This window comes from Actinomyces sp. (assembly GCF_030530635.1).
GTDB lineage: Bacteria > Actinomycetota > Actinomycetes > Actinomycetales > Actinomycetaceae > Actinomyces.
Genome location: NZ_JAUMUL010000082.1, coordinates 1 through 11,264, shown reverse-complemented (window position 1 = coordinate 11,264; position 11,264 = coordinate 1). Strand labels below are relative to the sequence as shown.

General features: G+C 64.4%; 10 protein-coding genes and 1 pseudogene. 4 read left to right on the top strand and 7 right to left on the bottom strand.

All coding sequences use genetic code 11. From position 1 onward, the window contains the following. Positions 1-165: Fe-Mn family superoxide dismutase (locus Q4A20_RS13825; protein ID WP_303123842.1), on the top strand; the 165-nt coding region annotated here is incomplete at its 5' end. Between the two features lie 122 nt (positions 166-287). Here Q4A20_RS13825 and Q4A20_RS13820 read toward each other — a convergent pair. The 4 genes from Q4A20_RS13820 to Q4A20_RS13805 form a co-directional block, all read right to left on the bottom strand. Continuing rightward, positions 288-1,271, bottom strand: coding sequence for an FKBP-type peptidyl-prolyl cis-trans isomerase (locus Q4A20_RS13820; RefSeq protein ID WP_303123841.1), 984 nt, complete (start codon positions 1,269-1,271; stop codon positions 288-290). Between the two features lie 133 nt (positions 1,272-1,404). Next, entirely contained in the window at positions 1,405-1,806 is a 402-nt protein-coding gene (locus Q4A20_RS13815; RefSeq protein WP_303123839.1) for an iron-sulfur cluster assembly accessory protein, read from the bottom strand. A gap of 137 nt (positions 1,807-1,943) precedes the next feature. Next, on the bottom strand, positions 1,944-3,602 hold the full coding sequence (locus tag Q4A20_RS13810) for an ABC-F family ATP-binding cassette domain-containing protein (RefSeq protein WP_303123837.1): 1,659 nt from the start codon (positions 3,600-3,602) through the stop codon (positions 1,944-1,946). A gap of 114 nt (positions 3,603-3,716) precedes the next feature. Then, the gene (locus Q4A20_RS13805) at positions 3,717-4,460 is read right to left on the bottom strand and encodes a hypothetical protein (protein ID WP_303123835.1); all 744 of its coding nucleotides are present in this window, start codon (positions 4,458-4,460) and stop codon (positions 3,717-3,719) included. A 421-nt stretch (positions 4,461-4,881) separates the two neighbouring features. Between Q4A20_RS13805 and Q4A20_RS13800 the strand changes: the two genes are divergently transcribed. The 3 genes and pseudogenes from Q4A20_RS13800 (at position 4,882) to Q4A20_RS13790 (ending at position 8,200) form a co-directional block, all read left to right on the top strand. Beyond that, positions 4,882-6,930, top strand: coding sequence for a glucose PTS transporter subunit IIA (locus tag Q4A20_RS13800; protein WP_303123833.1), 2,049 nt, complete (start codon positions 4,882-4,884; stop codon positions 6,928-6,930). 495 nt (positions 6,931-7,425) lie between these two features. Next, a pseudogene (locus Q4A20_RS15185) lies at positions 7,426-7,599 on the top strand (transposase); the annotation flags it as partial. A gap of 160 nt (positions 7,600-7,759) precedes the next feature. After that, positions 7,760-8,200: a transposase family protein gene (locus Q4A20_RS13790; RefSeq protein ID WP_303123831.1), complete on the top strand. Its 441-nt coding sequence runs from the start codon at positions 7,760-7,762 to the stop codon at positions 8,198-8,200. A 16-nt stretch (positions 8,201-8,216) separates the two neighbouring features. On the opposite strand, the gene Q4A20_RS13785 is transcribed toward Q4A20_RS13790, so the two are convergent. From Q4A20_RS13785 to Q4A20_RS13775, 3 genes are all read right to left on the bottom strand, one after another. Beyond that, positions 8,217-8,351: a hypothetical protein gene (locus Q4A20_RS13785; protein ID WP_303123829.1), complete on the bottom strand. Its 135-nt coding sequence runs from the start codon at positions 8,349-8,351 to the stop codon at positions 8,217-8,219. Between the two features lie 345 nt (positions 8,352-8,696). Then, positions 8,697-9,941 carry a pyridoxal phosphate-dependent aminotransferase family protein gene (locus tag Q4A20_RS13780; RefSeq protein WP_303123828.1) on the bottom strand — a complete coding sequence of 415 codons (1,245 nt, stop codon included), beginning with the start codon at positions 9,939-9,941 and terminating at the stop codon, positions 8,697-8,699. Between the two features lie 902 nt (positions 9,942-10,843). Continuing rightward, positions 10,844-10,993, bottom strand: coding sequence for a hypothetical protein (locus Q4A20_RS13775; RefSeq protein ID WP_303123827.1), 150 nt, complete (start codon positions 10,991-10,993; stop codon positions 10,844-10,846). Positions 10,994-11,264: the final 271 nt, after the last annotated feature.

Genomic DNA, 11,264 nt, shown 5'->3' with positions numbered 1-11,264 from the left:
ATCCCGCTGTTCCAGATCGACATGTGGGAGCACGCCTTCTACCTCGACTACCTCAATGTCAAGGCCGACTACCTGGCGGCCATCTGGCAGGTGGTCAACTGGGAGGATGTCTCTCAGCGCCTGGCGGACGCCGTCGCCCGTACCGAGGGCCTGATTGTGCGCTGAGCAGGCCCGGACCTCAGGGCACGCCGGCAGCATCTAACCGGCAGCATTTAGGACGATGGGGCCGCCCCTGAACCGTACCGGTGGGGCGGCCCCTTTGCGCTGCAGGAGATCGATACTGTCCGCTATATGACCTTCGCGACGTCGACAACGTAAACAGAGGCGGTTGTGCCCCGTGTCGCGTCACCCGGTAGAAGGATGACCACCCGGGAACCGACCGGAGTACCAACCAGACCCCCGATTGTCGTGTCTTTAGAGACGACCGTGAGCTGGGGTTGGTTCACCTCCCAGGACGATTGCAGGGAGTCGTTGTCACCCCAGTTGACTAAGGCCACCTCCAGCACCACCTGGTCGCCCTCGGCCACCTCGTCGCCGGTGCCGCGGGCCAGCACGATCGTCTCCTGCTCGGCGGGCTCGGCCGCCCCGTCGGCCACAGCGATGCTGGCTGCAGCGCCCAGATCACCGCTGACGGTAACACCGCGATCCGCCAGAGTCTGCTGCGCCGCAGCATCCAGAACCGCGTCCTTACTGGCCATCGCCGCTTCCTCGGCGGTGATCACCTGCTCGACCTCGACGATGAAAACCAGGGTGCCGGACGGAGAGTCCGGTGATGCGGCCGGCTGACCGTATGCCAGCTCGGCGGGAATGGAGAGCAGCAGCCGATCCCCGGCGCGGTGCCCTGCCAGGCCGCAGCGCCAACCGGAGATGACCCCCTGCAGGCTGAACGGCGTCGCCTCTCCACGGGCGTATGAGGAGTCGAAGGTCTCCGTGGCGCCCCATTCCCAGCCGGCGTAGTTGGCGACGACGATCGAGTCCTCCGTCACCTCACCGCCGTCACCGGATGCCAAGGTTTTGACGGTCAGGTTGGCCGGTGCGTCGCCCCCACCCCAGGAAACGGTCGGCTCGGCCCCGGCATCACCGCTCACAGTGGGCAGCGAGTCGGCATCGTCATCGATAGTCAGGGTGGAGCAGTCTACGCCGCTCAATGGGGCAATGGTGGCTTCAGCCGACGCGGAGGCGCTGGCGTCTCCGGAGGAATCGGTGCAGCCCACCAGGGCCAGGCAGGCCGTCAGGGCCAGTGCGGGCAGTACGGTTACGGCACGGCGCAATTGAGTTCTCCTCGGGTGGATGCGAATGGCGACGGGGTGCTGCGCGGACGTGCGTCCGCCACGCCACCCCGGCGCATGACAGTACCGGAACCCGCGAGGGGCCGGTTGCACGTGGGACTCGGGCGGTGCGGACTCAGTGGAAGGACTCGCCGCAGGCGCAGGTCCCGACGGCGTTGGGGTTGTCGATGGTGAATCCCTGCTTCTCGATCGTGTCGGAGAAGTCAATGGTGGCGCCATTGAGGTAGGGCACGCTCATGCGGTCCACCACCACCTCCACAGACGCCAGCTCGGCGTCGCCAGTGGTGAAGGCGCGGACGGCATCGCCGTCGAGGATGCGCTCATCGAAGTAGAGCTGGTAGACGAGTCCGGAGCAGCCCCCCGGCTGCACGGCCAGGCGCAGGCGCAAGTCGTCACGGCCCTCCTGTACCAGTAGGCCGGCGACCTTGGCGGCGGCGGCCTCGGTCAGCAGTACCTCATGGGTGGGGGCGTCGGTACGGGTCTCGTTGGAAGCGTCGGTCAGGGTGGTCTGAGCCATGTCTGTCTCCTCCTAAGGGGTGCCTTGCACCGGGGCGAACACGCCGACGGTCCGAGATGTTCCCCTTCACCCTACGTCGTGTCGCATAGTGGATGGGAACACCCGCGCGAGTGATGGCACTCACCGTCACCGGTGCGTCATGCGAGCGTGACCAACTCCAGGTAGTCCTCACTCCAAAGGTCCTCGTCCCCGTCGGGCAGCAGCAGCACCCGGTCGGGGTCCAATGCCTTGACGGCGCCCTCGTCGTGGGTGACCAGTACCACGGCTCCGGCGAAGGTGTTCAGGGCGTGCAGGATCTCCTCCCGACTGGCAGGATCGAGGTTGTTGGTCGGCTCGTCCAGCAGCAGCACGTTGGCGCTGGAGACCACCAGCAGGGCGAGCGCCAGCCGGGTCTTCTCGCCACCCGACAGCACGCGGGCGGGCTTGTCGGCATCGGCTCCGGAGAACAGGAAGGACCCCAGCACGCTGCGCACCTCGGTGTCGCCCAGGCCGGGGGCGGCACTGCGCAGGTTCTCCACCACGGTGCGCTCGTCGTCGATGGTCTCGTGCTCCTGCGCGTAGTAGCCGAGTTTCAGCCCGGTACCTGCCACGACCCTCCCGGAGTCCGGCTCCTCAATGCCGGACAGCAGCCGCAGGAGCGTGGTCTTGCCAGCGCCATTGAGACCGAGAACCACCACGCGGCTGCCGCGGTCGATGGCCAGGTCGACTCCGGCGAACACCTCCAGCGATCCGTAGGCCTTGGACAGCCCGGCGGCACGCAGCGGCACCTTGCCGCACGGGGCCGGATCGGGGAAGCGCAGGTGCGCCACCCTCTCCTGGGCACGTTCGACATCCAAGCCCTCCATGAGCCTGTCCGCGCGCTTGAGCATCTGTTGGGCGGCCACGGCCTTGGTGGCCTTGGCCCGCATCTTCTCCCCCTGGGCACGCAGCGCCGTCGCCTTCTTCTCGGCGTTGGCTCGCTCACGACGACGTCGATTCTCATCGTCGGCGCGCTGCTTGAGGTAGGCGTCCCAGCCCAGATGGTAGACGTCCAGAACCCCGCGGCCGGCGTCCAGGTACATGATCCGGTTGACCGTGTCGCGCAGCAGCTCCACATCGTGGCTGATGACGATGAAGCCGCCGGAGTAGCTGCGCAGGTGGTCGCGCAGCCACAGGATGGAGTCGTGGTCCAAGTGGTTGGTGGGCTCGTCCAGTAGCAGCGTGTCCGGCCGCTGAAAAAGCACCCGGGCCAGTTCGACGCGGCGACGCTGCCCGCCGGAGAGGGTGCCGATGGGCTGGTCGAGCACCCGGTCGGGCAACCCTAGGGAGGCGCAGATCCGGGCGGCCTCGCTGGCGGCGGCATAGCCGCCGGCCATGGTGAACTCGTGATCGAGCCGGGTGTAGCGGTCCAGGGCCTTGGCCTGAGCATTCCCCTGGGTGGTGGCGATCTTCTGCTCGGCCCGGCGGATGCGAGCCAGGAGCGCATCTATGCCGCGGGCGGACAGGACCCGGTCGCGGGTGATCTCGTGCAAGTCGCCGACGCGGGTGTCCTGAGGGAGGTAGCCGACCGAGCCGTTGCAGGTGATCAGGCCCTCGTGCTCGACCGCCTCCAGCCCGTGGCGCTCATCGGCGTCGGCGACCGCCTGGCTGGTGCCCTGCGCCACCGAGGCGGCTGCCAAGAGCTTGGTCATGGTCGTCTTACCGGCGCCGTTGCGCCCGACCAGCCCGATGCGCATCCCCCTGTCCACCCGGAAGGAGGCGCCGGCCACGAGTTGCCGGGCACCGATGCGCATGCTCAGGTCCTGGACGTTGATCACGGTGCGCATCGTACGGGTATCCGGGCCCGGGCCCGTCCGCGCTGGGCGGCGGCCGCCCCGGTTGTCCGTCACATCACCCCGACTCAGGATGCCCGGATCACCTGCCCGGCGGGCTCAGTCCCACCATAGCCAGGCGCCCAGTGGCCCGTGGGTCCAGTGGCGGCGCAGCGGTTTGAACTCGTCGGGGCCGCAGTGGGCATCCAAGTCGTAGCGCTCGGCCACGCGCTCCCAAACCTGCTGCAGGCCAAGAGCGATCAGTGCCTCCAACTCCTCGACATCACCGGGGTCGCGATCGGCGTAGTAGGCGTGCTCGTCATCGTAATCGTCCGGGTCGTCGTCCTCGCCGACTATCGCTTCGACGAGTGCCTCGAGCAGGTCGGGATCCTCGATCCATATGCCTTCCACACTCACGCGCTCGTCGTGGCGCTGCGGGCCGATTCCGTAGCCGGACAGGCGCACCCGACCATTCGCGCGCACGCAGGCGCGCAACGCCGCACCGAGGGTGGGGCCGAGGTTCTGCCGGTCGCCCAGCTGCTCAGCGGGCAGCACCTCCAGCAGCCGTCGGGCCGTGGCCGGCCCCAAGTCGTGGAAGGGCGTGTAGTTCTCCTCCGGGGTGCCGTCGGCGGTGATGATGCCGGCCGGGGCGAAGCCGAACTGTGCCGGAATCACGGTGGAGCGTAGGTCGTCGCGGCAGTCGGCCAGCGCCTGCCATACGCCGGCGCACACGGTCCAGCCGCGGGGCCCGTACAGGCCCGCTTCCTGGTCGGGGTCTTGCACGGGGGCGGGAGCGGGGCGGGACGACGCCGTTTGAATGCCGGTTACGGGTGTGCCGGTGGGGGCGGGTGACAGCGGGGCCATGACGGATCTCCTCGGGTTGGGGCACCGGCACCACGCAGGCCGCTGCGGAAACGTGCAGTGGATCTGGCGACGGCACCGATGCGGTCGGTGCGACGACGTCTTCGCCGTCGCACCTAGCGTGCGCCGCGGCGGGCACCTCCCGCTGGCCGCCTGTGGATGCGGCCCCCGAGAGGGTGCGGCCAAGCACCGCGGTGGATTTCGGCGTGTATTCGGGCTTCGCCCATGGCGGTCATGCGACCGCACGCCCGCCCTGGCAGTGTGCGGCGTGTCGCCTCGCAATACGCGAGCCCGAAAGGGCGTATGTGCAAGATCACCCTTGAGCGCGTTACCCTGACGGGCGGGGTCCTATGCGACCGGGCCCCTCCAACCCAGCCCGCCGGCCCCTCCGCTCGAGGGGACGACGGCCGACGGTAAGGTCAACATGGCAACAACTACATCCGCTCCAGAAGCGATTCTCGAGGCCGTGGGCGGCCCCGAGAACATCGTCAATCTCACCCACTGCGCGACTCGTTTGCGCTTCGAACTCCAGGACGCCTCCGTTGTCGACAAGGCCACGGTGGAGAAGATCCCCGGCGTGATGGGGGCGGTCCCGCAGGCGGGCGACCGCTACCAGATCATCATTGGCGGCGCCGTGCAGGGCGTGTACGACGAAATCATGAACCTGCCCGCCATGAAGGGCGGTGCAGGCTCCAAGTCGGGCCAGTCGGACGCCGACGTCAAGGCCGCCGCCCGCGCCAAGGCCCGTGGCAAGAACGCCTTCGTGGACGCGTTCTTCGAGTACCTGTCCGACTCCTTCCGGCCCCTGCTGCCAGTGCTGCTGGGCACCTCCCTGATCATCGCCGGCGAGGCCGTGGCCGAGGCGCTGGGATTCATTGACACCCGTGCCGACGTCAAACCCGCCTCCCTGGCCTTCGTGGACGCGATGTACCGCTCGGTGTTCTACTTCCTGCCGATCATGGTGGCCTACAACGCCTCCAAGAAGCTGCGGATCGACCCGTGGGTGGGCACCGCCGTCATGGCCGCCCTCATCACGCCGAACTTCATCTACATGAGTGACCCCGAGCTGACGAGCGGCGTCACCTGCACCGTCAACGAGACCCTCGGCACCGACCTGTGTACCGCCACCGTGTTCGGGCTGCCCATGCAGCTGAACGACTACGGCGGCCAGGTGTTCACGCCGTTGATCATGGTGGCGCTCCTGGCACCGCTGTACAAGGGCCTGACCCGGATCATCTCCCCGAACCTGCAGATGGTGTTCGTGCCCTTCCTGTCCTTCGTGATCATGATGCCGATCACGGCCTTCCTCCTGGGCCCGCTGGGCATCTGGCTCGGTACCGCCCTGGGTAGCGCCCTGGCCTGGTTGAACAACACCGCCCCGATCGTCTTCGCCATTATCATCCCGCTGCTGTACCCGTTCCTGGTGCCGCTGGGCCTGCACTGGCCGCTCAACGCGCTGATGCTGGCCAACATCAACTCCCTGGGGTACGACTTCATTCAGGGCCCCATGGGTGCCTGGAACTTCGCCTGCTTCGGCGCCACCGCGGCGGTGCTGGCCATCTCCCTCCGGGAGAACGACAAAGAGATGCGGCAGACCGCCTCCGGTGCGCTGGCGGCCGGTCTGTTCGGCGGCATCGCCGAGCCGAGCCTGTACGGTATCCACCTGCGCTTCAAGCGCATCTACCCGCGCATGCTGGTCGGCTGCGCCGTGGGCGGTCTGATCATCGGCCTGGGCGGCGGTGTCAACGCAAGCACCTTCGCCTTCACCTCGCTGTTGACCATCCCGGTCTTCTCCCCCGTCGCCCTATACGCGATCGGGATCGCCGCGGCCTTCTTCACCTCCTTCATCATCCTGTTCATCTCCGACTACCGCACGGCGGAGGAGAAGGCGGAGGCGCTGGCGGCCGCCGACAGCGTGGTCGAGGCCTCCCCGGAGGAGACCGCCGCCGACCTGGCGCTGGAGGAGGCCGCCAAGGCCCAGACCGAACCCAAGCCGGCCCTGGTCGCAGGCACGGTCACGGAGCTGGTCTCCCCCGTGCGCGGCACGGTGGTGCCGCTCGCCGAGGTGGCCGACCCGGTGTTCTCCGGGGGCGCCGTCGGCCAGGGAGCGGGCATCGAGCCCTCCGAGCAGCAGATCGTGGTCGTCGCCCCGGCTGCCGGCACCGTGGTGGTGGCGCCGGAGTCCGGGCACGCCTACGGCATCAACCTGGACTCGGGTGTGGAGGTGCTCATCCACGTCGGTCTGGACACGGTCGAGATGGAGGGCAAAGGCTTCGAGGTTCTGGTCAAGCAGGGCGACCGGGTCGAGGCGGGCCAGGAGCTGGTACGCGTGGACCGGGCGGCCGTCGAGGCGGCCGGGCACCCGCTGACCACGCCGGTGCTGATCACCAACACCGCGGCCTTCGCCTCCGTGGAGGCGATCGCGACCGGCGAGGTGGCCCCGGGCGATCCGCTGCTGCGCATCAACGCCTGATCGCACACGAGCCGACAACACCGATCGTCCGCCCCGTCCAAACGCCGGTGGTGGTAGGCCCACATTTTGATTTGAGGGGGCCTACCATCACCGACAACATAGCCCATAAGACGCCCAGGGGCTCGGCAAAGTCGGTGGCTGGGCAGGGATTGCTGGGAATCAGATAGCCGTTGGCCGGTCTTCGCGTCATAACTCTGCTGGCCGACGCAATCGCAGAGCCGAGTTGCAGCCAGAGAGTATGACGTTGATGACCAGGTTCCGTGATGTGGCCATCGCCTGGGGCGGTCGATTCTTTTGTCGCCGCGTAAATCTGCTTATGCAGCAACGACTATGACGAGCACCTGCCTTCAGTCTGCTCAGGCAGTATCCGGAGGGTTATTCATGGGGGTGTGGGGATTGTCGACACGCGTGTGTGGTGGGTGAGGGTTGGGACGGCCTGCTCCTGAGACGCTTTGGGTGTCATAGTCCAAACTTCTCGGAAAGCAGGCCGCCACCATGAACGCTAGCACGAAGCTCGACCGCCACCAACTCACCGACCTGTGCGCCGCCCTGCGCGAGCACGGTGACCTGCCCAAGGCGGGATCCCGGGTGCTGGGCCTGCACCAGCGGGTCAAGCTCACGGTCATGGCGCTGCGACACAACCTCACCCAGCAGGTCCTGGCCGAGACCTTCGACATCTCCCAGCCCACCGCCTGCCGGAACATCAGCGCCTACACCAGCCTCATCGCCCGCGCCCTGGCACACAGCGTGCCCACGGTGGATGACCTGGACCCCACCCAAACCCTGATCATTGATGGCACCGTACTGAAGACCTGGGACTGGAAGGGGGGTGCCTGGCCTCTTCTCGGGCAAGTACCGCACCACCGGGCTGAACGTGCAGGTCGCCTGCACCCCCACCGGCGCCCTGGTGTGGGTCTCGGACCCGCTGCCCGCCTCCGTGCACGACGCCACCGCCCTGAGAGCGTCGGGACTGCTCGAGGTACCAGCCGAGGACCTGCCGCCCGGGCAGGACGCTCCCCGGCATATCGGGGACAAGGGCTACACCGGGCTGGGCATGACCACCCCCATCAAGAAGCTGCCCGGGCTGGCGCTGCACGAGGCCGACAAGGCCTTCAACACCAGCGTCAACCGCATCCGCTACGTCGTCGAGAGAGCCATCGCCAACCTCAAGACCTCGTGCGTCCTACACACCGGCTACCGCCGACCCATACAAACCTTCCCAACAACCATCACCGCCACACTCGCACTCACCTTCACATACACCCCATGAATAACCCTCCGGGGCCTCATTCAACAACCAACAACGCTGACAGCAAACCGCCAGCACCGGTCAGGCCACCTCTGGAACTGACCTGCTCAAACAAACCATCCAGCGCTCCGGAGACGGCCACATCACGCACGCCCTGAGAGGCTTCAGACAAGGCAGTCTTCTATTCTCGTCAGTCGCACTCATGCCCAAAAGGTCCCCTCAATCAGGGCATACACAGACAAGTAAACATGCTCCTCCAGGCAGTAGCACACCCCGCGGTCGATCACGCGGGCCGGAAACCCCCTGCGAACATCCCCGTCAGACACCGGCACGATACGGCCGTCGTGTTGTATGACGGCATCGCGCCAAGACCTCTCCGCTCTCGGCCTCCATACACGACCCTTCGTCATCAGAAGGTCGCGCTACGTCCCGCGTACGCCCAGACCCCCAGCAATCCGACAGTCGTCCAGAACCCCTGGACAACAACACGCCGCCGCCACAACTAGCGTCGAAGTGCTCAAAAACCTGTCCGGCGCCGAACATCATCGAGGCAATGCAGAAAAGACGCAATGTCAGCATCCGTATGCAGCGCGCTAAGCACCAGCCGAATGCCGGCATCATTGCGCCGCGAAGCCGGATAGCGAAACACCGGGATCAGGAAACCGGCACCCAGAAACTCGCGACGTACATCCTCGGCAACATCGTCACTGCCGATTCGTATATTAATAATATAAGACCGTGATGATGCCGCGGCATAACCCCGCTCAATCAGCGACTCACGCAGATCACGAGCGCGCCGAAGATATTTGTCCATAAGCCGTCTATCTGACGAGATAACATCCGAAGCGGTGAGCGCCGCACCAGCGTTAGCCGGTAATATACTAGACGTGAACGCAGACGTACCTGACAGCCACTCGATGACATCAATAAAGGCCTCCGGACCCGCAATAGCTCCACCTTCCAGGCCGATCGACTTAGACAAGGACACCATCCGAAACGTCACATCCGTCAACGATGCGAAATCATCGTCGAATCCACGCCCCGGCGTGTCATATACCAAATAACCATTGGCGTCGTCAACGTAAGTCAAGGCGCCGTACTCATTGGCGCAGCCGACGATATCACGTATTGGGGCAATCGAACCGTCAACCGAATAAACCGACTCGAACATCACCACCGCCCTACGACCTCTTATGCGCTTTAGGACCGTCTCGAGAGAACCGACATCATTATGCGCGAAACGATATAACCGGTCGGATCCTCGTAGTTTCTCCACCGCCTTCCAGAGACTCCAATGACAATCGCGATCCAAGACAAACACCGTCTTACTCAAATCAAGTTCAACGCCCTCGGCCATCTTGAACAAACCACTCATGGCATGGACGAACCCGATGTTTGCCAAAGCCCCAGAAGCAAACGTGATAGCCGCCGACTTGCCGGTCGACAAAGCTATCTGAGCTTCCAAATCGCGAATCGGGCGTAATTTACCCTGTACTAGTCTGGAACCGCCGGTCGCCAATCCATAGCGTCGAGCGTTGCGGCAAAACGAGTCGACAACTGCAGGGTGCAAGTGCATACCGAGCAAACTGCATCCTGCAAAATTCAGTACTTCGCGATTATCAACACACACCCTTGCTCCCGATCCACCTTCAAGAACCGGAACATCCAGATCAATGCCCGCACCGACCATTTGGGCGACAAATTGCCCGACCGGCCACGAGCCGCCTGCCGGAACGCGCGAAGACGTTAGGCTGTCATCCATCACCGAAAACTCCTTCTAGTCCACATTTCTGTCACCCAGCCACGCCGCCGAACACGTCGCGTCCGTATGTGAAACAGTAGAATCTGAAACCTTCATATGTCTTCGACAATCTCTCAATCAGCAACCAAGCTAAACCGCTCTGAGCATCGGCGACGCAACTCACAGCTGGCATCAGAGCGGTCGCACCGACAGTGAAAACAGGTACTAAGGCCTTCGCTACATGTGCCCGAGTCATTAGATGTCGTCACCCCCCACACGCAATAATACCGCAAACGCACCAGTCATGGAACGAATCGCGCCCCCATACACCAGCGAGACACCGGTTACACTCATGCATTGCCACTCCACATGGGCCCTAAGGCTCAGTCGACCCCGTTACACGCGCCCCGCACCGCAATGCCACAGCTCATTCCCCGATACCCCGTCCCGCTCTGCAGGCCGACTTCAACTCGGCGCTTGCTGATTCTCAGTTATACGACAGGGCCGCCTTTGAGCGTCACCGGAAGACAATCGCCCAAGCTGATCATTACCGCACATATCCGCATGCAGTTCGATTGTGCGCCCCAGTCGCACACTCGCAATTCTAAAGAACCTGGGCCCCTGAATCTCAGCTTTCTTGCCTACCAATCAACGCCTAGTTTTCCCGTTGCCTTTCACGGACTTCCCGAGTTACGAACGTCGCCCACCACGACACCACGCCAAGCCACGACTTCCGAAGACCGCTGAACGTGCAGGCAATCACGATACTGGATCAACATCCTAGGGACACGTATCGTGGCCAGCGGACGCTATTCCGATAAGGCGCGCCAAACACCCGTCACCACACCAATTAATTACGAAGCAACATTCGTCATACGGCCATGCGGCACTTGGACTTATAGCGCGTTACTCGCGTGGTTGTACTATATACGGTTCGAAACCGCAATTGAGTCCGTGCTCATGATGACGATGTCCGGCAGATTGTTCGGGACGTGGCGGCAGCCGGTTGACAGGATCTTCCAATTATTCAGAGTGGCGATGACGTATTCTAGGAAGGAACGGATGAAGGACACCCGGTGGTTGATCTACTTTACTTACTCACGGCCTGCTTGCCCACAGTTCTTCCCGATTGATGGTCGAGGTGGCGCCCGTGGACGGTGTAGCAAAACGGACCGGCACTGGCAGCGAATCCCAACAGAGTGGCCCGCCTGATTTGTTTCAGCGTTCGTGTCCGGTTTCGGGCTGAGGACTAGACCGCATGGGTAGGGTCTTCGTGACACCTTGAGGAGGGTGCGCGATGAGCAGTGATGCTGACACGACGAGGGGTTGGGGGCGCCGGGCCAA

What these genes read in the sequence shown, in the direction of transcription:
- Q4A20_RS13815 (WP_303123839.1), bottom strand. Translation starts at nt 1,806, where the DNA reads ATGGCTCAGACCACCCTGACCGACGCTTCCAACGAGACCCGTACCGAC.
- Q4A20_RS13805 (WP_303123835.1), bottom strand. Translation starts at nt 4,460, where the DNA reads ATGGCCCCGCTGTCACCCGCCCCCACCGGCACACCCGTAACCGGCATT.
- Q4A20_RS13800 (WP_303123833.1), top strand. Translation starts at nt 4,882, where the DNA reads ATGGCAACAACTACATCCGCTCCAGAAGCGATTCTCGAGGCCGTGGGC.
- Q4A20_RS13780 (WP_303123828.1), bottom strand. Translation starts at nt 9,941, where the DNA reads ATGGATGACAGCCTAACGTCTTCGCGCGTTCCGGCAGGCGGCTCGTGG.